General features: G+C 51.5%; 24 protein-coding genes and 3 tRNA genes. 12 read left to right on the top strand and 15 right to left on the bottom strand.

Annotation, left to right across the window (positions count from 1 at the left end; genetic code table 11):
• Nucleotides 1-12: 12 nt before the first annotated feature.
• Together tsaE and nnr are read right to left on the bottom strand one after the other, a co-directional pair.
• Nucleotides 13-474: a tRNA (adenosine(37)-N6)-threonylcarbamoyltransferase complex ATPase subunit type 1 TsaE gene (gene tsaE, locus BEB42_RS13160; protein WP_000981977.1), complete on the bottom strand. Its 462-nt coding sequence runs from the start codon at nucleotides 472-474 to the stop codon at nucleotides 13-15.
• On the bottom strand, nucleotides 446-1,993 hold the full coding sequence (gene nnr / locus BEB42_RS13155) for a bifunctional ADP-dependent NAD(P)H-hydrate dehydratase/NAD(P)H-hydrate epimerase (RefSeq protein WP_001353512.1): 1,548 nt from the start codon (nucleotides 1,991-1,993) through the stop codon (nucleotides 446-448). The genes tsaE and nnr overlap by 29 nt, the downstream gene beginning before the upstream one ends.
• Here nnr and queG point away from each other — a divergent pair.
• The gene (queG, locus tag BEB42_RS13150) at nucleotides 1,992-3,131 is read left to right on the top strand and encodes a tRNA epoxyqueuosine(34) reductase QueG (protein ID WP_001353513.1); all 1,140 of its coding nucleotides are present in this window, start codon (nucleotides 1,992-1,994) and stop codon (nucleotides 3,129-3,131) included. The two genes, nnr and queG, sit on opposite strands and share 2 nt — an antisense overlap.
• On the opposite strand, the gene BEB42_RS13145 is transcribed toward queG, so the two are convergent.
• The 5 genes from BEB42_RS13145 to orn all read right to left on the bottom strand — a co-directional run bounded on the left by BEB42_RS13145 (nucleotide 3,114) and on the right by orn (nucleotide 4,698).
• Nucleotides 3,114-3,167, bottom strand: coding sequence for a hypothetical protein (locus tag BEB42_RS13145; protein WP_010723271.1), 54 nt, complete (start codon nucleotides 3,165-3,167; stop codon nucleotides 3,114-3,116). The genes queG and BEB42_RS13145 overlap by 18 nt on opposite strands.
• Nucleotides 3,168-3,400: 233 nt before the next feature.
• Nucleotides 3,401-3,476: transfer RNA gene (locus BEB42_RS13140), tRNA-Gly, on the bottom strand.
• A 157-nt stretch (nucleotides 3,477-3,633) separates the two neighbouring features.
• Nucleotides 3,634-3,709: transfer RNA gene (locus BEB42_RS13135), tRNA-Gly, on the bottom strand.
• A 157-nt stretch (nucleotides 3,710-3,866) separates the two neighbouring features.
• Nucleotides 3,867-3,942, bottom strand: a tRNA-Gly gene (locus tag BEB42_RS13130).
• A gap of 210 nt (nucleotides 3,943-4,152) precedes the next feature.
• Nucleotides 4,153-4,698, bottom strand: coding sequence for an oligoribonuclease (gene orn / locus BEB42_RS13125; RefSeq protein WP_001353514.1), 546 nt, complete (start codon nucleotides 4,696-4,698; stop codon nucleotides 4,153-4,155).
• Between the two features lie 94 nt (nucleotides 4,699-4,792).
• On the opposite strand from orn, the gene rsgA reads away from it, so the two are divergent.
• From rsgA to mscM, 3 genes are all read left to right on the top strand, one after another.
• A complete protein-coding gene (gene rsgA / locus BEB42_RS13120) occupies nucleotides 4,793-5,845 on the top strand; it encodes a small ribosomal subunit biogenesis GTPase RsgA (RefSeq protein WP_000041975.1) in 1,053 nt (350 codons plus the stop codon).
• 96 nt (nucleotides 5,846-5,941) lie between these two features.
• On the top strand, nucleotides 5,942-6,910 hold the full coding sequence (gene asd, locus BEB42_RS13115; protein ID WP_000934929.1) for an archaetidylserine decarboxylase: 969 nt from the start codon (nucleotides 5,942-5,944) through the stop codon (nucleotides 6,908-6,910).
• A 21-nt stretch (nucleotides 6,911-6,931) separates the two neighbouring features.
• Complete coding sequence (gene mscM / locus BEB42_RS13110) at nucleotides 6,932-10,255, top strand: miniconductance mechanosensitive channel MscM (RefSeq protein WP_001236769.1); 3,324 nt, start codon at nucleotides 6,932-6,934, stop codon at nucleotides 10,253-10,255.
• Nucleotides 10,256-10,285: 30 nt separating this feature from the next.
• Here mscM and BEB42_RS13105 read toward each other — a convergent pair whose 3' ends face one another.
• From BEB42_RS13105 to epmA, 4 genes are all read right to left on the bottom strand, one after another.
• The gene (locus BEB42_RS13105) at nucleotides 10,286-10,600 is read right to left on the bottom strand and encodes a YjeO family protein (protein WP_001353515.1); all 315 of its coding nucleotides are present in this window, start codon (nucleotides 10,598-10,600) and stop codon (nucleotides 10,286-10,288) included.
• Nucleotides 10,597-10,914: a protein YjeN gene (gene yjeN / locus BEB42_RS13100; RefSeq protein WP_000368623.1), complete on the bottom strand. Its 318-nt coding sequence runs from the start codon at nucleotides 10,912-10,914 to the stop codon at nucleotides 10,597-10,599. Before yjeN ends, BEB42_RS13105 begins: the two co-directional genes overlap by 4 nt.
• A gap of 62 nt (nucleotides 10,915-10,976) precedes the next feature.
• Complete coding sequence (gene yjeM / locus BEB42_RS13095) at nucleotides 10,977-12,479, bottom strand: glutamate/gamma-aminobutyrate family transporter YjeM (RefSeq protein ID WP_024218677.1); 1,503 nt, start codon at nucleotides 12,477-12,479, stop codon at nucleotides 10,977-10,979.
• A gap of 219 nt (nucleotides 12,480-12,698) precedes the next feature.
• Nucleotides 12,699-13,676 (bottom strand): elongation factor P--(R)-beta-lysine ligase, encoded by a 978-nt coding sequence (gene epmA, locus BEB42_RS13090; RefSeq protein WP_000004768.1) that lies wholly within the window; start codon nucleotides 13,674-13,676, stop codon nucleotides 12,699-12,701.
• A 324-nt stretch (nucleotides 13,677-14,000) separates the two neighbouring features.
• On the opposite strand from epmA, the gene frdA reads away from it, so the two are divergent.
• From frdA to blc, 6 genes are all read left to right on the top strand, one after another.
• Nucleotides 14,001-15,809 carry a fumarate reductase (quinol) flavoprotein subunit gene (frdA, locus tag BEB42_RS13085; protein WP_001192973.1) on the top strand — a complete coding sequence of 603 codons (1,809 nt, stop codon included), beginning with the start codon at nucleotides 14,001-14,003 and terminating at the stop codon, nucleotides 15,807-15,809.
• Entirely contained in the window at nucleotides 15,802-16,536 is a 735-nt protein-coding gene (gene frdB / locus BEB42_RS13080) for a fumarate reductase iron-sulfur protein (protein ID WP_000829498.1), read from the top strand. Before frdA ends, frdB begins: the two co-directional genes overlap by 8 nt.
• 10 nt (nucleotides 16,537-16,546) lie before the next feature.
• Nucleotides 16,547-16,942, top strand: coding sequence for a fumarate reductase subunit FrdC (gene frdC, locus BEB42_RS13075; RefSeq protein ID WP_000208757.1), 396 nt, complete (start codon nucleotides 16,547-16,549; stop codon nucleotides 16,940-16,942).
• Between the two features lie 10 nt (nucleotides 16,943-16,952).
• On the top strand, nucleotides 16,953-17,312 hold the full coding sequence (gene frdD, locus BEB42_RS13070) for a fumarate reductase subunit FrdD (RefSeq protein ID WP_000609663.1): 360 nt from the start codon (nucleotides 16,953-16,955) through the stop codon (nucleotides 17,310-17,312).
• Between the two features lie 62 nt (nucleotides 17,313-17,374).
• Nucleotides 17,375-18,508: a BlaEC family class C beta-lactamase gene (locus BEB42_RS13065; protein ID WP_001353517.1), complete on the top strand. Its 1,134-nt coding sequence runs from the start codon at nucleotides 17,375-17,377 to the stop codon at nucleotides 18,506-18,508.
• 89 nt (nucleotides 18,509-18,597) lie between these two features.
• Nucleotides 18,598-19,131 carry a lipocalin Blc gene (gene blc, locus BEB42_RS13060; RefSeq protein ID WP_001238369.1) on the top strand — a complete coding sequence of 178 codons (534 nt, stop codon included), beginning with the start codon at nucleotides 18,598-18,600 and terminating at the stop codon, nucleotides 19,129-19,131.
• Here blc and sugE read toward each other — a convergent pair.
• The 4 genes from sugE to efp form a co-directional block, all read right to left on the bottom strand.
• Nucleotides 19,128-19,445 carry a quaternary ammonium compound efflux SMR transporter SugE gene (gene sugE, locus BEB42_RS13055; RefSeq protein WP_000118482.1) on the bottom strand — a complete coding sequence of 106 codons (318 nt, stop codon included), beginning with the start codon at nucleotides 19,443-19,445 and terminating at the stop codon, nucleotides 19,128-19,130. The genes blc and sugE overlap by 4 nt on opposite strands.
• A 174-nt stretch (nucleotides 19,446-19,619) precedes the next feature.
• Nucleotides 19,620-19,766, bottom strand: a complete 147-nt coding sequence (gene ecnB / locus BEB42_RS13050) for a lipoprotein toxin entericidin B (protein WP_000239594.1) — start codon at nucleotides 19,764-19,766, stop codon at nucleotides 19,620-19,622.
• 110 nt (nucleotides 19,767-19,876) lie between these two features.
• Nucleotides 19,877-20,002, bottom strand: a complete 126-nt coding sequence (ecnA, locus tag BEB42_RS13045) for a lipoprotein antitoxin entericidin A (protein ID WP_000977757.1) — start codon at nucleotides 20,000-20,002, stop codon at nucleotides 19,877-19,879.
• A 51-nt stretch (nucleotides 20,003-20,053) separates the two neighbouring features.
• Nucleotides 20,054-20,620 carry an elongation factor P gene (gene efp, locus BEB42_RS13040; protein ID WP_000257278.1) on the bottom strand — a complete coding sequence of 189 codons (567 nt, stop codon included), beginning with the start codon at nucleotides 20,618-20,620 and terminating at the stop codon, nucleotides 20,054-20,056.
• Between the two features lie 41 nt (nucleotides 20,621-20,661).
• Here efp and epmB point away from each other — a divergent pair, with 41 nt between their 5' ends.
• A complete protein-coding gene (epmB, locus tag BEB42_RS13035; protein WP_000940518.1) occupies nucleotides 20,662-21,690 on the top strand; it encodes an EF-P beta-lysylation protein EpmB in 1,029 nt (342 codons plus the stop codon).
• Nucleotides 21,691-21,924: 234 nt separating this feature from the next.
• A complete protein-coding gene (locus tag BEB42_RS13030; RefSeq protein ID WP_001008063.1) occupies nucleotides 21,925-22,794 on the top strand; it encodes a YjeJ family protein in 870 nt (289 codons plus the stop codon).
• Nucleotides 22,795-22,809 lie beyond the last annotated feature (15 nt).

The following is a 22,809-nucleotide window of genomic DNA, read 5'->3' as shown; positions in this document are numbered from 1 at the left end:
ACCTTTCAAAGGTTAACCGGCTAAACGCGCCAGCAACAATTCACCCGCAGAGGAAACCGCGCTCACGCGCGCCTCACGGCCTTGTGCCTGATAATCAATGTGTATTTCGACATCCGGGTCAGGAAGAACACCTGTACCTTGTTGTGGCCACTCCACCAGGCAGATGGCATCGTTGGCAAAATAATCGCGGATCCCCATAAACTCCAGCTCCTCGGGATCGGCAAGGCGGTATAAATCAAAGTGATACACCATTAAGTTGTCGAGCGTATAGGGTTCGACCAGCGTATAAGTGGGGCTTTTGACATTACCCTGATGACCCAGAGCCTGTAAAAAGCCCCGGCTAAAGGTGGTTTTACCTGCGCCTAAATCGCCATACAGATAGATTACAGTCGCGCCATCGCAGGCTTTCGCTACCCGCTCGCCCAGGTCTAATGTTGCCTGCTCATCAGGGAGCGGAATTACTCGATTCATCATGGTTTTTATCAGTCACTTCCGGGTTAACAATACGCTGTAGCGTGGAAAAGAGATCGGTCGCCAGCATTCCGCGCGTTCCAAAACGCGCCGCCAGTACATCAGCTGCCGTACCGTGGGCGACACAGCCCGCGCACGCTGCATCATACGGCGACAGTTTTTGCCCAAGCAATGCGCCAATAATACCAGAGAGCACATCGCCCATGCCGCCGCTCGCCATGCCTGCATTTCCGGCATCAATAATGCCTAAAGCGTCAGGATGCGCGGCAACTACGGTTCCGGCACCTTTCAGCACCGCTACGCCGCCATAACGTTGTACCAGACGTTGGGCGCAATGTAAGCGGTCACTTTCAATTTCTGTTACGGAACAGCCCAACAACCGTGCGGCCTCGCCAGGATGCGGCGTGATCACGCGATTGTGACGCTTATCAGGATTGATTGCCAGCAGGTTCAATGCATCGGCATCCCATAACATCGGTTTGCGAAAATTCTCAACTTTTTGCAGGGCTTTTTTTCCCCACTCTTGCTGGCCCAGACCGGGACCAATCACCACTACATCGGCCCATTCCAGGCTTTCGGTAAGTGAATCCATAGTCAGTTCATGCACCATCAATTCCGGTCGTGCAGTCAGCAGCGGCGCAATGTTCTCACTGCGGGTCAGTACTCGGACTAAACCAGCACCAGCACGCAGTGCCGCTTCCCCCGTCATACGAATAGCCCCCGCCGTGCCGTGATCGCCACCAACAATCACCAGCCGCCCGTGATCGCCTTTATGCGAAGTCGGGCGACGCGGTTTCAGCCAGTGAGAAAGTTGTTCTGCCGAAAACCGCTGAATTTTCGTCTCCTGACCTGCCAACCAACTGTCCAGCCCCAGCGAGTCAAAATGCAGTTTTCCGGTAACATCCCGGGCTTTCCCGGTGAGCAAGCCAGGTTTCAGCGCAATAAAAGTGATGGTGTGATCGGCGTTGATTACCGCGCCTGGCGTAGCGCCAGTTTCAGCCAGCAGGCCGGAAGGGATATCAACCGCCACAATCGGCGCAGGGTGAGTATTAGCGTGGTCGATTAACTGGCTAATGGATTCGCGGGGCGCGTGCTGCAATCCGGTACCGAGCAGCGCATCAACAATCAGATCTACTGACTCGGGCCAGACAATATTCGAAGCATGGATCTCGCCTCCCGCGTTTAACCATGCATCGCGTGCCTGCGCGGCCTCTTCCGGTAACGATTTGTCACTTTCCTGGGCCAGCAGCGTGACCTCAATGCCGACCGCTTTTGCCAGCCGCGCAATCACATAACCATCGCCGCCGTTATTGCCATGACCGCACAGCACCAGCCAGTGGAAGGCATCAGGATAAGCCGAACGACACACCTGAAATGCGGCTTCACCAGCGCGAAGCATCAGTTCATAGAGTGTAAGCCCCAACGAATCTGCCGCCTCGCGTTCGCCGCGGCGGATATCGTCGGCGTGCCAGACGGTGTGTGGTATACTTACGGGGTTTTTCTTCATTGTATGGTCCGTCATGTCAGAGCCCCTCGATCTCAATCAGTTAGCGCAAAAAATTAAACAGTGGGGGCTGGAACTGGGCTTTCAGCAGGTAGGTATTACCGATACCGATCTCAGCGCGTCCGAGCCCAAACTGCAAGCATGGCTGGACAAACAATACCACGGCGAAATGGACTGGATGGCGCGTCACGGTATGCTGCGCGCCCGCCCCCATGAGTTATTGCCCGGTACGCTGCGCGTCATCAGCGTGCGGATGAATTACCTTCCTGCTAACGCCGCATTTGCCAGCACGCTGAAAAACCCCAAACTCGGCTATGTAAGTCGTTATGCGTTGGGCCGTGACTATCACAAACTTCTGCGCAACCGACTCAAAAAGCTGGGCGAGATGATTCAGCAACATTGTGTTTCGCTGAATTTTAGACCGTTTGTCGATTCTGCGCCTATTCTCGAGCGCCCGTTAGCTGAAAAAGCAGGTCTTGGCTGGACAGGTAAGCACTCACTTATCCTCAATCGCGAGGCCGGTTCGTTCTTCTTTTTAGGTGAATTACTGGTCGATATTCCGCTGCCCGTGGATCAACCGGTCGAGGAAGGATGCGGTAAATGCGTGGCCTGTATGACGATTTGCCCGACCGGCGCCATCGTCGAGCCATATACCGTCGATGCTCGCCGCTGTATCTCTTATCTCACCATTGAACTGGAAGGGGCGATCCCGGAAGAGCTGCGTCCATTGATGGGAAACCGTATTTACGGTTGCGATGACTGCCAGCTTATCTGCCCGTGGAATCGCTATTCGCAACTCACTAAAGAAGACGATTTCAGCCCGCGCAAACCACTACACGCACCGGAACTCATTGAGTTATTCGCCTGGAGTGAAGAGACGTTTTTAAAAGTCACGGAAGGTTCGGCGATTCGCCGTATAGGTCACCTGCGTTGGCTGCGTAATATCGCCGTGGCATTAGGCAATGCCCCCTGGGATAAAACGATTTTGACAGCGCTGGAAAGTCGTAAAGGTGAGCACCCACTTCTTGATGAGCACATAGCGTGGGCGATTGCGCAGCAAATCGAGAGGCGAAATGCGTGCGTCGTAGAGGTACAACTACCGAAAAAACAGCGTCTGGTTCGGGTGATTGAAAAAGGGTTACCGCGTGACGCCTGATTCATCCACAGCTTGTGAATAAAAATAAAAACGCATTGCAATTCAAGGCGAATAAAATCGTCAAGTGATCGACTCGACAAAACGAGATCTTAATTTTCAACCTATATATCAATAAGTTAAAAAAATACTATTCACCGTGCGAAGTTTCTTTGAAATTAAGATTACGACATGAGGCTGTGGATAACTCTGTTTACAAGAGTTTGTCAGAGACAACAAAAACCAGCAATAACGCATCGCGTCGCTGTGGATATTTTATTGAGAGAAGAATTTGGAGCGGGAAACGAGACTCGAACTCGCGACCCCGACCTTGGCAAGGTCGTGCTCTACCAACTGAGCTATTCCCGCTTAATCTTCGTCTTTCGAACCGCTACTGCCTTGGCTGCCTTCACTCACCTTAGTCACTTACTTTTGTAAGCTCCCAAGGATTCGTTTAGTTGCCGCCTTGTCGCAATTCGAAATACTGCGATTGGGTGGTCTGTGCTTTGCAGCACTTTTCAAATTTTGGAGCGGGAAACGAGACTCGAACTCGCGACCCCGACCTTGGCAAGGTCGTGCTCTACCAACTGAGCTATTCCCGCTTAATCTTCGTCTTTCGAACCGCTACTGCCTTGGCTGCCTTCACTCACCTTAGTCACTTACTTTTGTAAGCTCCCAAGGATTCGTTTAGTTGCCGCCTTGTCGCAATTCGAAATACTGCGATTGGGTGGTCTGTGCTTTGCAGCACTTTTCAAATTTTGGAGCGGGAAACGAGACTCGAACTCGCGACCCCGACCTTGGCAAGGTCGTGCTCTACCAACTGAGCTATTCCCGCGTACTGCTTAATTTTGCTTTCGTAATTTTCGCATTTCTGCGTCGTTACGGGAGGCGCATTATACGAGAAATCTTTCCCTCTGCAACCCCCCTAAAAAATTTTTTTTGAGTTTTTATCTCAAGTGCTGAAATTATCAGCAAGACGTTCAATTTAGCGTCAAAATCACGCCGCCGCAAGTGGATTCCGGCGCTTACGTGACCAGGAAAAATTTTACAGCTTGATAAAATGCTCGCGGTAGTAAGCCAGTTCTGCCACCGACTCACGGATATCATCCATCGCCTGATGCGTCCCCTGCTTGGTAAAGCCGTCAAGAATTTCCGGCTTCCAGCGGCGCGCCAGCTCTTTCAGTGTGCTGACATCCAGATAACGGTAGTGGAAGTAGGCTTCCAGCTCCGGCATGTATTTAAACAGGAAGCGACGGTCCTGGCCGATGCTGTTACCACAGATCGGCGATTTACCCGCAGGCACCCACTGTTTTAAAAATTCGAGCGTCGCCAGTTCCGCTTCCCGATCGCCCATCGTGCTCGCTTTCACCCGATCCACCAGCCCGCTGGCGGTATGAGTACGGACATTCCAGTCATCCATCAGCGCCAGCTGTTCATCGGACTGGTGTACTGCAATGGTCGGCCCTTCTGCCAGAATATTCAGGTTGGCGTCGGTCACCAGCGTGGCAATCTCAATAATGCGATCGCGCTCGGGATCCAGACCGGTCATCTCAAGATCGATCCAAATCAGGTTGTTTTCATTGGCACTCATGCTATTTTCCACCCATTCACAGTGACTATATTGATCCACAATTGCGTGTATCATAGATGTTTTGCCCATCAGGGGCGACCAGGAGTCAGTACGATTGAGTAAAAATAAACTCTCCAAAGGCCAGCAGCGCCGCGTGAACGCCAATCACCAGCGTCGTCTTAAAACGTCTAAGGAGAAGCCCGACTACGACGACAATCTGTTTGGCGAGCCTGATGAAGGTATCGTCATCAGCCGCTTTGGTATGCACGCTGATGTGGAATCCGCCGATGGCGACGTTCACCGCTGCAATATTCGCCGTACCATCCGTTCGCTGGTGACCGGCGATCGCGTAGTCTGGCGTCCGGGTAAACCAGCGGCGGAAGGCGTAAATGTCAAAGGGATCGTGGAAGCGGTGCATGAGCGCACCTCAGTGTTGACGCGCCCGGATTTCTACGACGGTGTGAAACCCATTGCTGCCAATATTGACCAGATTGTCATTGTCTCCGCGATTTTGCCGGAGCTGTCGCTCAATATTATCGACCGTTACCTGGTGGCCTGCGAAACCTTGCAGATTGAGCCGATTATTGTGCTCAACAAGATAGACCTGCTGGACGACGAAGGCATGGAATTCGTCAACGAGCAGATGGATATCTACCGCAATATCGGTTATCGCGTATTGATGGTTTCCAGTCATACTCAGGATGGACTGAAACCGCTGGAAGAGGCGTTGACCGGGCGCATCAGTATTTTTGCCGGGCAGTCTGGCGTCGGCAAATCCAGCCTGCTGAACGCGTTGCTGGGGCTGCAAAAAGAGATCCTGACCAACGACGTCTCGGATAACTCGGGGCTTGGTCAGCACACCACGACTGCCGCGCGGCTGTATCACTTCCCGCACGGCGGTGATGTGATTGATTCCCCAGGTGTGCGTGAGTTTGGTCTCTGGCATCTGGATCCGGAACAAATTACTCGGGGTTTTGTCGAATTCCATGACTACTTAGGTCTGTGTAAATATCGCGATTGCAAACACGATACCGATCCGGGCTGCGCTATCCGGGAAGCAGTTGAGGAAGGGAAAATCGCGGAAACCCGTTTCGAAAACTATCACCGTATTCTGGAAAGCATGGCGCAGGTAAAAACGCGTAAAAACTTTTCTGATACGGATGACTGACAATTAAGCTAACCGTCGTTAGAATCGTCCCCTTTTTTTCAGGATCCGGCATGTAGGCCGGATCAGGAACGACAAAACAATGGCCTGGAGGCTACCTTGTTAAATTCATTTAAACTTTCGCTACAGTACATTCTGCCGAAATTATGGCTTACTCGCCTGGCGGGTTGGGGCGCAAGCAAGCGGGCAGGATGGCTGACAAAACTGGTTATCGATCTGTTCGTTAAATACTACAAGGTCGACATGAAAGAGGCGCAAAAGCCGGACACCGCCAGCTACCGCACCTTTAACGAATTCTTTGTCCGTCCGCTGCGTGACGAAGTACGCCCAATCGATACCGATCCTAATGTACTGGTCATGCCTGCCGATGGCGTTATCAGCCAGTTAGGTAAAATCGAAGAAGATAAAATCCTGCAAGCTAAAGGCCACAACTACAGCCTCGAAGCTCTGCTGGCAGGGAACTATCTGATGGCGGATCTTTTCCGTAACGGTACGTTTGTGACCACTTACCTCTCCCCGCGTGACTACCACCGCGTACACATGCCGTGCAACGGTATTCTGCGTGAGATGATCTATGTGCCGGGCGATCTCTTCTCCGTTAACCATCTCACCGCTCAGAACGTGCCGAATCTGTTTGCCCGTAACGAACGCGTGATCTGCCTGTTCGATACCGAATTTGGCCCGATGGCGCAGATTCTGGTCGGGGCGACGATTGTTGGCAGCATTGAAACTGTCTGGGCGGGCACCATTACGCCGCCGCGCGAAGGCATCATCAAGCGTTGGACCTGGCCTGCCGGAGAAAACGACGGTTCTGTGGCGCTGCTGAAAGGCCAGGAAATGGGTCGCTTTAAACTCGGCTCTACCGTTATCAACCTGTTTGCACCGGGTAAAGTTAATCTGGTTGAGCAACTGGAAAGCCTGTCTGTCACGAAAATTGGCCAGCCGCTGGCAGTATCTACCGAAACCTTTGTTACGCCAGACTCTGAACCTGCCCCGCTTCCTGCTGAAGAGATCGAGGCAGAACACGACGCCAGCCCATTGGTTGACGACAAAAAAGACCAGGTCTAATCCATCAAAGGAAACGCTGACGTGCGCCTGATTATCGCTTTTCTGATGGCCTGGTGCCTCAGTTGGGGGGCGTACGCCGCGACGGCCCCCGATAGTAAACAAATCACCCAGGAACTGGAGCAGGCAAAAGCGGCGAAACCCGCGCAGCCGGAAGTCGTAGAGGCACTCCAGTCCGCCTTAAATGCGCTTGAGGAACGAAAAGGTTCCCTTGAGCGCATCAAGCAATATCAAGAAGTCATTGATAATTACCCGAAACTCTCCGCTACTCTGCGCGCGCAATTAAACAACATGCGTGACGAGCCGCGCAGCGTATCGCCGGGAATGTCTACCGACGCGCTGAATCAGGAAATTCTCCAGGTCAGCAGCCAGTTGCTGGATAAGAGCCGTCAGGCCCAGCAGGAACAGGAACGTGCCCGCGAGATTGCCGATTCGCTGAATCAATTACCGCAACAGCAAACCGACGCTCGCCGTCAGTTGAATGAAATCGAGCGGCGGCTGGGAACACTTACCGGCAATACCCCGCTTAATCAGGCACAAAATTTCGCGTTGCAGTCTGACTCTGCACGTCTTAAGGCGCTCGTTGATGAACTGGAGCTGGCGCAGCTGTCTGCCAATAACCGTCAGGAATTAGCGCGCTTACGCTCTGAGCTGGCGGAAAAAGAGAGCCAGCAGTTGGATGCATATTTGCAGGCCTTACGTAATCAGTTGAACAGCCAACGTCAGCTTGAGGCGGAGCGGGCGCTGGAAAGTACCGAATTGCTGGCAGAAAACAGCGCCGATTTGCCGAAAGACATCGTCGCACAATTCAAAATTAACCGCGAACTATCAGCGGCGCTGAATCAACAGGCGCAGCGGATGGATCTCGTTGCCTCGCAACAGCGTCAGGCTGCCAGCCAGACGTTACAGGTCCGGCAGGCGTTGAATACGCTGCGTGAACAGTCGCAATGGCTGGGATCGTCCAACCTGCTCGGTGAAGCGTTGCGGGCGCAGGTGGCACGGCTACCGGAAATGCCAAAACCACAACAGCTTGATACCGAAATGGCGCAGTTGCGTGTGCAACGGTTACGTTATGAGGATCTGCTAAATAAACAGCCGCTGCTACGGCAAATCCATCAGGCCGACGGTCAGCCGCTGACCGCCGAGCAAAACCGTATTCTGGAAGCACAGCTACGCACTCAGCGTGAGTTGCTGAACTCATTGTTGCAGGGTGGCGACACGTTACTGCTGGAACTGACCAAGTTGAAAGTATCCAACGGGCAACTGGAAGATGCGCTGAAAGAAGTGAATGAAGCGACGCACCGCTACCTGTTCTGGACTTCGGACGTGCGCCCGATGACCATCGCCTGGCCGCTGGAGATCGCTCAGGATCTGCGTCGTCTCATTTCGCTGGACACCTTCAGTCAGTTGGGCAAAGCCAGCGTAATGATGCTGACCAGCAAAGAGACGATTTTGCCGCTGTTTGGCGCGTTGATTCTGGTCGGTTGCAGTATTTACTCACGCCGCTATTTCACCCGTTTTCTTGAACGTTCGGCGGCGAAAGTCGGCAAAGTGACTCAGGATCACTTCTGGCTGACGTTGCGCACCCTTTTCTGGTCGATTCTCGTCGCATCACCGCTACCGGTGCTGTGGATGACGCTGGGTTACGGCTTGCGCGAGGCGTGGCCTTATCCGCTGGCGGTCGCAATTGGTGATGGCGTAACGGCCACCGTACCGCTGCTGTGGGTAGTGATGATTTGCGCCACCTTTGCCCGTCCGAACGGCTTGTTTATCGCTCATTTCGGCTGGCCACGCGAACGGGTTTCCCGCGGGATGCGTTACTACCTGATGAGCATCGGGCTTATTGTGCCGCTGATTATGGCGCTGATGATGTTCGATAACCTCGACGACCGTGAATTCTCCGGTTCGCTGGGACGGCTTTGTTTTATCCTCATTTGCGGTGCGCTGGCGGTGGTCACCCTCAGCCTGAAAAAGGCCGGGATCCCGCTGTATCTCAACAAAGAAGGCAGCGGCGACAACATTACCAACCATATGCTGTGGAACATGATGATTGGCGCACCGCTGGTTGCTATTCTGGCGTCGGCGGTGGGTTATCTGGCAACGGCGCAGGCACTGTTAGCAAGGCTTGAAACCTCAGTTGCCATCTGGTTCCTACTATTAGTGGTTTATCACGTTATCCGCCGCTGGATGCTGATCCAACGCCGCAGGCTGGCGTTTGACCGGGCGAAGCATCGCCGGGCAGAGATGTTAGCGCAGCGTGCGCGTGGCGAAGAGGAAGCGCATCATCACAGTAGCCCGGAAGGGGCAATTGAAGTCGATGAAAGTGAAGTCGATCTCGATGCCATCAGTGCACAATCCTTGCGGCTGGTGCGCTCAATCCTGATGTTGATCGCCCTACTTTCAGTCATTGTGCTGTGGTCAGAAATCCATTCCGCTTTCGGCTTCCTCGAAAATATTTCGCTGTGGGATGTCACTTCCACGGTACAGGGCGTGGAAAGCCTGGAGCCGATTACCCTCGGTGCGGTGCTAATTGCCATTCTGGTGTTTATCATCACCACGCAGCTGGTGCGCAACCTGCCCGCGCTGCTGGAACTGGCGATTTTGCAGCACCTGGATTTAACGCCGGGTACGGGCTACGCCATCACCACCATCACCAAATATCTGCTGATGCTGATTGGCGGGCTGGTCGGCTTCTCAATGATTGGTATTGAGTGGTCGAAATTGCAGTGGCTGGTTGCCGCGCTCGGTGTTGGTCTCGGTTTTGGTTTGCAGGAAATTTTCGCCAACTTTATCTCTGGCCTGATTATCCTGTTCGAAAAACCGATTCGTATTGGCGATACGGTGACGATCCGCGATCTCACCGGTAGTGTGACGAAAATTAACACCCGCGCCACCACCATCAGCGACTGGGACCGCAAAGAAATTATCGTGCCGAACAAGGCGTTTATTACCGAGCAGTTTATCAACTGGTCGCTCTCTGACTCGGTCACGCGCGTGGTGTTGACGATTCCGGCCCCTGCCGATGCCAACAGTGAAGAAGTGACGGAAATCCTGCTCACCGCAGCGCGTCGCTGCTCGCTGGTGATCGACAACCCGGCGCCGGAAGTCTTCCTGGTGGATCTGCAGCAGGGGATTCAGATTTTCGAGCTGCGTATTTACGCCGCTGAGATGGGTCACCGCATGCCACTACGCCATGAGATTCACCAGCTGATTCTGGCAGGATTCCATGCCCACGGTATTGATATGCCATTCCCGCCCTTCCAGATGCGTCTGGAAAGCCTCAACGGTAAACAAACGGGGAGAACATTAACTTCTGCGGGCAAAGGTCGTCAGGCGGGAAGTTTGTAAGGTCTTTGTGGCCGGATGAACCCATCCGGCTCACAAGCAAAACTGATAGCGCAGAAAAAACTGCCACAACCAGTAGCCGAAAATAGCCAGCGCGGTGGCGTACATAAACCAGCCGCGTTTTTTTCGCCACAAAGCGAACCAGAGAAAAGGGAAAAAGAGCGGTAACGTCATTATCACACCGACATCGCGAGTATCGTCATCTTCGAGATACATCAAAACATCACAGACGTTGTTAATCCCGCGTCCATCAATCATCCACTCTTTGTCCAGCGTGGACATTATCAGAATCCAGAGAACAGATACGAAGAACCAAATGCAGCATAAAATAAACTGACGAGCACTCATGATGCTTCAATCGGTAGTTTAATTTCGCTATAACGCATGCGGAACAAATCACCATACCCGATTAATCCCCCACGAAAAACCAGGCACCTGATCAGGTAAGTGCAATAGATATCAGGCAGGTTTCCCCACCGCGAACCATCGCGATCTTTGAGGGTATTAATGGTATTACCGACCACCATTGCCACTTTACGGGTGTGACAGGCATCGACAAAAGAGAGAATAGTCTGCTCTATTTCCGCTACATCCCAGGCAGAAAATTGCAGCGCCCTGATTTCATCTTCGGTTATCACTGGATCCCGACTACCGTTGTCCATAACGTCTTCCTTACCAGACAACTCATCGCCGGAGAGACGATGAGTTGCAGGATTCCATAGGATCAGTCGAGAGCTAACTCAGGTTTGTTCGCCATGCGACTGCAATAGTTCTGGTAAATCGCCATCGCTAACAGCGAGAAGAAGACAGGGCCGCCAATCATCCACAATGTGCTGTCCCAGTCTCCGGCTTCAACCACAGGTTGAATGATGGTGAACACGTTCGCAAATGTCACCACCAGTACGACAACAACTGTCGCAATCATTGCCGACATATGTGTTTTGAAAATCACAAACGGCCTGTCGAGATCCTGACGTGCTTTAAAGAACGGGAAAGCCAGTGCAAGGAACAGGTAAGGAAGCGTCATAGACACGTTCGCCATCAGCGTCAGTTTGTTAAAGAACGCCGATGCGGTACCGCCACCAAACGAAACCAGCAGGATGAAGACAGTAACCAGCCCGCACTGCATCCACATTGCGATAGAAGGCATACCCATCGTATTCAGGCGAGTCATCGGTTCCGGCCACAATGCTTTCGGCGTCCCCTGGATGATGGCTTTCAGCGGTGAATAGCAAAGCGTAAAGAACGCACCGGTATAGGCGAGGAACATCGACAGTCCGGTAATACGCGCAAACCACACACCCAGCGACAATGACGCTTCAGGTGACAAATGCAGTGCGTTACCCAGAGTCATTCCGAGGCTCTTCATCAGCACATAGGTAATATTGCCGAGGTTAACGGAACCATTACTTAATACCTGCTGCCAGTTTGTGCTGACGCCCCATAAAAATATTGCCAGCGAATAACCGATTGAAATAACAATAGCGGCAAAAACAATACCTTTGGCAAAGTTCTTTTCTGGATTTTCCGTTTTATCGACCAGACCACCCACCGCTTCAATTCCGCCATAGGCAAAAATAGCAAATACCACAAACGATAGCATTGCCAGACCGGACTGATAACCTGGGTTCGGTGATGCAAGGAAATTAATATCCTGCGCGAAATGCCCACCATTTAATAACAAAATAGTAATGCTTACTAACAGCAATACTAAATTCAGACACATTACTGCAATACCGCCCACCGCAGTAATGCGGGCAATTTTATTAATCCCCTTTGAAGCAACGACGGTGACCAGAATCATCCATGCCACTGCCAGCAGACCAACCACCTGCGTAGGTTCCAGTCCGGCAATACGCCAGTGCTGGGTCATGTCGCTTCCATAGAGGAATGTTGAGAACGGTACCCAAACTTTCGCGGAGGTGCTCACCATCCAGATGATATAAGAGGAAAACCACATAAACGTACCAATGAAGGCAAAACGTGGTCCGACACTATTATTCATCCAGGAATAGATACCGCCTTCTTCTTTGCGATACGCAGCGCCCATTTCAGCCATCATTAAGGCGAATGGAATAAAGAATAACAATGCAGAAAATATATAAAAGGGAATCGCACTATAACCCATTAAGTAATAAGCCGATGGGCTATTGGCAAATCCAAATACGGAAGTAAAGATCATCAATATGAGTCCTATCAGACTCATCTTTTTTATCGTGTGAGGCATGAAACCATCCTTCATTTCAGCGCGTGTCTAAAACGCGCCCACTGAACTGCACTACCCTATCATTGAGTGGGCAGCGTAAAAACCAATACAGAATTGATACCTGGATGATATCAAATATCCAGTCTTAAATTGTGGCCTTTAGCGGAAAAATGAAAACATATGCTACAGAATGGCGCTCATCACGCCATTCTTCGCAGTTAATTCAGTAATTTTTCAGAATTATGCCCGGTCAACGCTAAAGGCGATGACTTCAGCCAGTGTCTCCGCGCCCAGCGCCAACATCACCAGACGATCAACGCCTAATGCCACGCCGGAACAGTCAGGCATACCGACTTTCAAGGCTTCAATAAGATTCTCGTCAATGGGGTGCTGCGGCAAACCGCGCGCCGCGCGCTTACGGTTATCTTGTTCAAAGCGTTGTTGCTGCTCACGGGCATCCGTTAATTCATGGAAACCATTCGCCAGCTCAATACCTTTATAGTAAACCTCAAAGCGTTCAGCGACCCGATGATCTTCGGTACTGATTTGCGCCAGTGATGCCTGGCTGGCGGGAAAGTGGTACACAAAGGTCGGTTTTTCTTTGCCAATATTTGGCTCTACGCCAAAGGTAAACAGCAGTTGTAGCAGCGTGTCGCGGTCTTCTTCGGTATCGGCAACGTTGCTCAAATCCAGTTTCGCTGCCACTTCCCGCAGTTGCGTTTTGTCGGCAGAGAGCGGGTCAATTTCCAGATAACGCAAGAAAGCTTGTTGATAAGAAAGACTTTCTGCTGCCGGGCAGTCAAGCACCTGTTGTAAGAGATCGTCCACCTCGTTCATCAACCGGTACATATCATAGTGCGGTCGATACCACTCAAGCATAGTGAACTCAGGGTTGTGATAACGCCCCATCTCTTCATTACGGAAGCTGCGGCACAGCTGGAATACCGGCCCACAACCGGCAACCAGCAGGCGTTTCATATGGTATTCCGGGCTGGTCATTAACCAGAGATTCATCCCCTGCGAATGCCCGGGGCCAACGAAACGCGTCTCAAACGGGACCAAATGAATATCGGTTACCGTCGCCTGGCTCATACAAGGCGTCTCCACCTCCAGCACTCCACGATCGGCAAAGAAACGACGGATCTCCGCCATAATCGCCGCGCGTTTTAATAAGTTAGGAATGGATGCGCTCGGCTGCCAGGATGCCGTTTCGCTCATAGTTAAATCTCCATTTTTTGACAAGGGCACGAAGTCTACTCGCAACGCGGCGGCGAGACAAATTTTACGCAGGTATCAATCAACGGTGGGCGGTGACTAAAAAAAGCACGATCTGATGGTTTAGTAATTAAATTAATCATCTTCAGTGATAATTTAGCCCTCTTGCGCACTAAAAAAATCGATCTCGTCAAATTTCAGACTTATCCATCAGACTATACTGTTGTACCTATAAAGGAGCAGTGGAATAGCGTTCGCAGACCGTAACTTTCAGGCACTTACCCTGAAGTACGGGGCTGTGGGATAAAAACAATCTGGAGGAATGTCGTGCAAACCTTTCAAGCCGATCTTGCCATTGTAGGCGCCGGTGGCGCGGGATTACGTGCTGCAATTGCTGCCGCGCAGGCAAATCCAAATGCAAAAATCGCACTAATCTCAAAAGTATACCCTATGCGTAGCCATACCGTTGCTGCAGAAGGGGGCTCCGCCGCTGTCGCGCAGGATCATGACAGCTTCGAATATCACTTTCACGATACAGTAGCGGGTGGCGACTGGTTGTGTGAGCAGGATGTCGTGGATTATTTCGTCCACCACTGCCCAACCGAAATGACCCAACTGGAACTGTGGGGATGCCCATGGAGCCGTCGCCCGGATGGTAGCGTCAACGTACGTCGCTTCGGCGGCATGAAAATCGAGCGTACCTGGTTCGCCGCCGATAAGACCGGCTTCCATATGCTGCACACGCTGTTCCAGACCTCTCTGCAATTCCCGCAGATCCAGCGTTTTGACGAGCACTTCGTACTGGATATTCTGGTTGATGATGGTCATGTTCGCGGCCTGGTGGCAATGAACATGATGGAAGGCACGCTGGTGCAGATCCGTGCTAACGCGGTCGTTATGGCTACCGGCGGTGCGGGTCGCGTTTATCGTTACAACACCAACGGCGGCATCGTTACCGGTGACGGTATGGGTATGGCGCTAAGCCACGGCGTTCCGCTGCGTGACATGGAATTCGTTCAGTATCACCCAACCGGTCTGCCAGGTTCCGGTATCCTGATGACCGAAGGCTGCCGCGGTGAAGGCGGTATTCTGGTCAACAAAAATGGCTACCGTTATCTGCAAGATTACGGCATGGGCCCGGAAACTCCGCTGGGCGAGCCGAAAAACAAATATATGGAACTGGGTCCACGCGACAAAGTTTCTCAGGCCTTCTGGCACGAATGGCGTAAAGGCAACACCATCTCCACACCGCGTGGCGATGTGGTTTATCTCGACCTGCGTCACCTCGGCGAGAAAAAACTGCATGAACGTCTGCCGTTCATCTGCGAACTGGCGAAAGCGTACGTTGGCGTCGATCCGGTTAAAGAACCGATTCCAGTACGTCCGACCGCACACTACACCATGGGCGGTATCGAAACCGATCAGAACTGTGAAACCCGCATTAAAGGTCTGTTCGCCGTGGGTGAATGTTCCTCTGTTGGTCTGCACGGCGCAAACCGTCTGGGCTCCAACTCCCTGGCGGAACTGGTGGTCTTCGGTCGTCTGGCCGGTGAACAAGCGACAGAACGTGCAGCAACTGCCGGTAATGGCAACGAAGCGGCAATTGAAGCGCAGGCTGCTGGCGTTGAACAACGTCTGAAAGATCTGGTTAACCAGGATGGCGGCGAAAACTGGGCGAAGATCCGCGACGAAATGGGCCTGGCTATGGAAGAAGGTTGCGGTATCTACCGTACGCCGGAACTGATGCAGAAAACCATCGACAAGCTGGCTGAGCTACAGGAACGCTTCAAGCGCGTGCGCATCACCGACACCTCCAGCGTGTTCAACACCGACCTGCTCTACACCATTGAACTGGGCCACGGTCTGAACGTTGCTGAATGTATGGCGCACTCTGCAATGGCACGTAAAGAGTCTCGCGGCGCGCACCAGCGTCTGGACGAAGGTTGCACCGAGCGTGACGACGTCAACTTCCTCAAACACACCCTCGCCTTCCGCGATGCTGATGGCACTACTCGCCTGGAGTACAGCGACGTGAAGATTACTACGCTGCCGCCAGCTAAACGCGTTTACGGTGGCGAAGCGGATGCAGCCGATAAGGCGGAAGCAGCCAATAAGAAGGAGAAGGCGAATGGCTGAGATGAAAAACCTGAAAATTGAGGTGGTGCGCTATAACCCGGAAGTCGATACCGCACCGCATAGCGCATTCTATGAAGTGCCTTATGACGCAACTACCTCATTACTGGATGCGCTGGGCTACATCAAAGACAACCTGGCACCGGACCTGAGCTACCGCTGGTCCTGCCGTATGGCGATTTGTGGTTCCTGCGGCATGATGGTTAACAACGTGCCAAAACTGGCATGTAAAACCTTCTTGCGTGATTACACCGACGGTATGAAGGTTGAAGCGTTAGCTAACTTCCCGATTGAACGCGATCTGGTGGTCGATATGACCCACTTCATCGAAAGTCTGGAAGCGATCAAACCGTACATCATCGGCAACTCCCGCACCGCGGATCAGGGTACTAACATCCAGACCCCGGCGCAGATGGCGAAGTATCACCAGTTCTCCGGTTGCATCAACTGTGGTCTGTGCTATGCCGCGTGCCCGCAGTTTGGCCTGAACCCCGAGTTCATCGGTCCGGCTGCCATTACGCTGGCGCATCGTTATAACGAAGATAGCCGCGACCACGGTAAGAAGGAGCGTATGGCGCAGTTGAACAGCCAGAATGGCGTATGGAGCTGTACTTTCGTGGGCTACTGCTCCGAAGTCTGCCCGAAACACGTCGATCCGGCTGCGGCCATTCAGCAGGGCAAAGTAGAAAGTTCGAAAGACTTTCTTATCGCGACCCTGAAACCACGCTAAGGAGTGCAACATGACGACTAAACGTAAACCGTATGTACGGCCAATGACGTCCACCTGGTGGAAAAAATTGCCGTTTTATCGCTTTTACATGCTGCGCGAAGGCACGGCAGTTCCGGCTGTGTGGTTCAGCATTGAACTGATTTTCGGGCTGTTTGCCTTGAAAAATGGCCCGGAAGCCTGGGCGGGATTCGTCGACTTTTTACAAAACCCGGTTATCGTGATCATTAACCTGATCACTCTGGCAGCAGCTCTGCTGCACACCAAAACCTGGTTTGAGCTGGCACCGAAAGCGGCCAATATCATTGTAAAAGACGAAAAAATGGGACCAGAGCCAATTATCAAAAGTCTCTGGGCGGTAACCGTGGTTGCCACCATCGTAATCCTGTTTGTTGCCCTGTACTGGTAAGGAGCCTGAGATGATTAATCCAAATCCAAAGCGTTCTGACGAACCGGTATTCTGGGGCCTCTTCGGGGCCGGTGGTATGTGGAGCGCAATTATTGCGCCGGTGATGATCCTGCTGGTGGGTATTCTGCTGCCGCTGGGGCTGTTTCCGGGTGATGCGCTGAGCTACGAGCGCGTTCTGGCGTTCGCGCAAAGCTTCATTGGTCGCGTATTCCTGTTCCTGATGATCGTTCTGCCACTGTGGTGTGGTTTACACCGTATGCACCACGCGATGCACGATCTGAAAATCCACGTGCCTGCAGGCAAATGGGTTTTCTACGGTCTGGCTGCTATCCTGACAGTTGTCACACTGATTGGTGTCGTTACAATCTAACGCATCGCCAATGTAAATCCGGCCCGCCTATGGCGGGCCGTTTTGTATGGAAACCAGACCCTATGTTCAAAACGACGCTCTGCGCCTTATTAATTATCGCCTCTTGCTCCGCACTTTCCGCCCCGCAACAGCTCAACGAGATTGTGCATCGCACAATTACCCCGCTTATAGAGCAACAAAAGATCCCCGGTATGGCGGTGGCGGTGATTTATCAGGGCAAACCTTATTACTTTACCTGGGGCTATGCGGATGTAGATAAAAAGCAGCCTGTCACGCAGCAAACGTTGTTTGAGTTAGGCTCGGTCAGCAAAACATTTACGGGCGTGCTTGGTGGCGACGCTATTGCGCGAGGGGAAATCAACCTAAGCGATCCTGCGACAAAATACTGGCCTGAACTTACCGCTAAACAGTGGAATGGGATCACACTATTACATCTTGCGACCTACACCGCTGGCGGCCTGCCGTTACAGGTGCCGGATGATGTTAAATCCTCAAGCGACTTGCTGCGCTTCTATCAAAACTGGCAGCCTGAATGGGCTTCAGGAACACAACGTTTGTATGCCAACGCCAGTATCGGTTTGTTCGGCGCACTGGCTGTGAAGCCGTCTGGTTTAAGTTTTGAGCAGGCGATGCAAACTCGTGTCTTCCAGCCTCTCAAACTCAACCATACGTGGATTAATGTGCCGTCCGCAGAAGAAAAGAATTACGCCTGGGGATATCGCGAAGGTAAGGCAGTGCATGTTTCGCCAGGGGCATTAGACGCTGAAGCTTATGGTGTGAAGTCGACCATTGAAGATATGGCCCGCTGGGTGCAAAGCAATTTAACCCCCCGTGATATCAATGAGAAAACACTTCAACAAGGGATACAACTGGCACAATCTCGCTACTGGCAAACCGGCGATATGTATCAGGGCCTGGGCTGGGAAATGCTGGACTGGCCGGTAAATCCTGACACCATCATAAACGGCAGTGATAATAAAATTGCACTGGCAGCACGCCCCGTAAAAGCGATTACGCCCCCAACTCCTGCAGTACGCGCATCATGGGTACATAAAACGGGGGCGACCGGTGGATTTGGTAGCTATGTCGCGTTTATTCCAGAAAAAGAGCTGGGCATTGTGATGCTGGCTAACAAAAACTATCCCAATCCAGCGAGAGTTACCGCCGCCTGGCAGATTCTCAACGCTCTACAGTAAAATTTCATCGGGTCCGAATTTTTGGACCTTTTCTCCGCTTTTCCTTGCTGTCATCTACACTTAGAAAAAAAACCAGTAAGGAAACATTTATGCGCCTGCTCCCTCTCGTTGCCGCAGCGACAGCTGCATTTCTGGTCGTTGCCTGCAGTTCTCCTACGCCGCCGCGTGGCGTGACAGTAGTGAATAATTTCGACGCCAAACGTTATCTCGGTACCTGGTATGAGATTGCCCGTTTTGATCACCGCTTTGAACGTGGACTGGAAAAAGTCACCGCAACATACAGTCTGCGGGATGACGGCGGCCTGAATGTCATTAATAAAGGCTATAACCCTGACAGAGAAATGTGGCAGCAGAGTGAAGGGAAAGCGTACTTTACCGGCGCGCCTACCCGCGCTGCGCTGAAAGTGTCATTCTTTGGTCCTTTCTATGGCGGTTATAACGTTATTGCACTCGATCGGGAATACCGCCATGCGCTGGTTTGCGGCCCGGACCGCGACTACCTGTGGATACTCTCCCGCACGCCAACCATTTCTGACGAAGTGAAACAGGAAATGCTGGCAGTCGCGACCCGGGAAGGGTTTGATGTCAGTAAGTTTATTTGGGTACAGCAGCCCGGTAGTTAGTGAGTGCTGAGTTTCAGACCAATAATCCCCAATACGATTAACGCCAGGCTCGCCAGGCGCATCGGGTTAGCGGACTCACCGAGCAGCACAATACCGGTGATGGCCGCGCCGACTGCGCCAATACCCGTCCACACGGCATAAGCTGTCCCTACTGGTAACGATTTCATCGCCCAGGCAAGTAGCGCCATACTGACAATCATCGCCGTCACGGTAATAACACTTGGCGTCAAACGACTAAAACCGTGGGTATATTTCAGACCAACGGCCCATACCACTTCCAGCAGACCAGCAATAACTAAGATAATCCAGGACATATCAGGCTCCGGAGAATTGGGGCCGTCCCCGGTGAAAAGAGGCGTTTGCAGGTCGTCCTGCAAAGCTGATGGTTGAACGGGTATTTTGCCAGGTGGCAGGGGAATTTCAACTATTACCTTAGTGACTATCGCAAAAAAACAAACGGCACGACACAGCTGTCGTACCGTTATTGCTTATTGCTGTGCTTTTGTTGCTGCACCAGAAATCGCGTTACCGCCATCAGAGATATCTTCACCAACGCCACGCGTGGTGTTGCAGGCAGTTAATAATGTTGAAAGCACCAGAACAGAAAAGATCGCTGCAATTGTCTTCTTCACCATAACGTCTTCCTTTTAGGTAATGTTATTTATGTTTGCCTATAGCAAATTAATAATAGACAACATCGCCAAAAATGATGGAAATCTGATGATTTTTCGGAAGAGAAGAAAAATTAGCTGGCAGCGCGGGAGATGGAGTTGCCGAGATGTTTGATATCTTCGCCGAAACCGCGAGCGGTGTTACAGCCCGTGAGCAGCGTGCTGGCAAGCAAAACAAGAACGATAAGGCGTTTCATCATCTCTGACCAGAATAAGTGATGGTGCAGCCAACAGGCCGCACCAAAACCGCATTACTTCACGCGAGAGACGTATTCACCAGAGCGGGTATCCACTTTGATGACTTCGCCGATCTGCACGAACAGCGGAACTTTAACCACAGCGCCAGTAGACAGGGTAGCCGGTTTGCCGCCAGTACCTGCGGTATCCCCTTTCAGGCCTGGATCGGTATCAACGATTTCCAGTTCAACAAAGTTCGGCGGAGTAACGGAGATCGGCTGACCATTCCACAGAGTTACGATACACTCTGCCTGATCCAGCAACCATTTAGCGTTGTCGCCAATTGCTTTTGCATCAGCTGACAGTTGCTCGAAAGTTTCGTTGTTCATGAAGTGCCAGAACTCACCGTCGTTGTACAGGTAAGTCAGGTTCATATCGACAACATCAGCGCCTTCAGCGGAATCAGTAGATTTGAAGGTTTTTTCTACGCGAGTACCGGTCAGCAGACGACGCAGTTTAACGCGAGCAAATGCCTGGCCTTTACCCGGTTTTACGAATTCACTCGCTTCAACCGCGTAAGGTTCGCCGTCTAACATGATTTTAAGACCAGCACGAAAATCGTTGCTATAGTACGTTGCCATAAGGCCCTCTGAAATTTATTAATTGGTAGCTAAGCCACAAAATGGCGCATATTGTAACCCTAAATACCCCATCCAGAGAAGATTGGTTAACGCAACTTGCCGATGTTGTGACCGATCCTGATGAACTTCTGCGTCTTTTGAATATAGACGCGGACGAAAAACTGTTGGCCGGACGCAGCGCCAAAAAGCTGTTTGCCCTGCGTGTTCCCCGCTCATTTATCGATCGCATGGAGAAAGGCAATCCGGACGATCCACTTTTGCGTCAGGTACTTACCTCGCAAGATGAGTTTGTCGTCGCGCCCGGATTCTCCACCGACCCGCTGGAAGAACAGCACAGCGTAGTCCCTGGTTTGTTGCATAAATACCACAACCGGGCGCTATTGCTGGTCAAAGGCGGCTGCGCGGTAAATTGCCGCTATTGCTTCCGTCGCCATTTCCCGTATGCCGAAAATCAGGGCAACAAGCGTAACTGGCAGACTGCACTTGAGTATGTTGCTGCGCATCCGGAACTGGACGAGATGATTTTCTCCGGCGGCGATCCGCTGATGGCGAAAGATCACGAGCTGGACTGGTTGCTTACACAACTGGAAGCCATCCCGCATATCAAACGTCTGCGGATTCACAGCCGTCTGCCGATTGTGATCCCGGCACGCATCACAGATGCGCTGGTTGAACGCTTTTCACATTCTACGCTGCAAATCTTGCTGGTGAATCACATCAACCATGCCAATGAGGTAGATGAAACATTCCGCCAGGCGATGGCTAAGTTGCGCCGGGTAGGCGTTACTTTGCTGAACCAGAGCGTTCTGTTACGTGGTGTGAACGATAACGCACAAACGCTGGCAAACCTGAGTAATGCGTTGTTCGATGCGGGCGTGATGCCGTATTACCTGCATGTGCTCGATAAAGTACAGGGCGCGGCGCATTTTATGGTGAGTGATGACGAAGCACGGCAGATTATGCGTGAGCTGCTGACGCTGGTATCTGGATATATGGTGCCGAAACTGGCGCGCGAGATTGGCGGCGAACCCAGTAAAACGCCGCTGGATCTCCAGCTACGCCAGCAGTAACTGATTAAACAGGGAAGTTTAATCTTTGCACGTTGCATAACCTTTAATTATTCATATACATTGCTGTTATTACTTTTTATATAACCAACACCAATAATTAACCTTTCTTTTCTGTTTATATAGAGTGAGCACGGCTATTTATGTTATTTTAACAACTATTACTACCAAGCCCATTTATCTGGCTTATAAATTAAAATTAATTATTTAATTGAGAAATGGTTAGGGAGAACCTACATGGCCATAAGCATCAAGGGAGTTAATACCGGTGTTATTCGCAAGAGTAATAATTTCATTGCACTGGCGCTGAAAATTAAAGAGCCTCGCAATAAAGAATCGTTGTTCTTTATGTCTGTCATGGAACTGCGAGACCTGCTGATTGCGCTGGAAAGCCGTCTGCATCAAAAGCATAAACTGGATGCTGATGCACGTCTTCAGTATGAGCAGACTCGCGATAAAGTTATTAAGAAAATGGCAGAAAATATCCCAGAAATTCTGGTTGATGAGCTTAAAAATGCCGATATTAATCGCCGAGTTAATATGCTGGAACTTACCGATAATCAGGGTGAAAATCTTACCTTCGTATTAACGCTACATGACGGTAGCAAATGTGAGTTAGTCATCAATGAATTGCAGATTGAAATGCTGGCGCGAGCAATCATTCATGCAATTAATAATGCGGAAATGCGTGAACTGGCATTACGTATTACCTCACTGTTAGATTTCCTGCCGTTATACGACGTTGACTGCCAGGACAATGGCAATCTGGAATATGACACCTATTCCCAACCGGAATGGAAACATAACTTGTTCAACCATTATCTGGCAGTGCTTTATCGCTTTAAAGATGAAAATGGCAAAGAGCAATTTAGCGGCGCGGTGGTGAAAACGCGTGAAGCAACGCCGGGTAAAGAAGTGGAGGCGATCACTCGCCGAATGCTTGATTTCAGCCCCAGACTGAAAAAACTCGCGGGTGTGCCATGTCAGGTCTATGTTCGCACCGTAGCGGCAAATAACACCCAACCGCTAACCCAGGATCAATGCTTACGCGCGCTGCATCACTTACGTGTTCAGTCCATCAGCAAAAGTGCACCACAAGCGAAATAATCTCATCTTTGCTAA

Source organism: Escherichia sp. MOD1-EC5990 (assembly GCF_002965285.1).
In the GTDB taxonomy this organism is placed as follows: Bacteria; Pseudomonadota; Gammaproteobacteria; order Enterobacterales; family Enterobacteriaceae; genus Escherichia; species Escherichia coli_F.
Note: the sequence above shows the minus strand (reverse complement) of the source record. Positions and strands in the feature narration are given on the sequence as shown.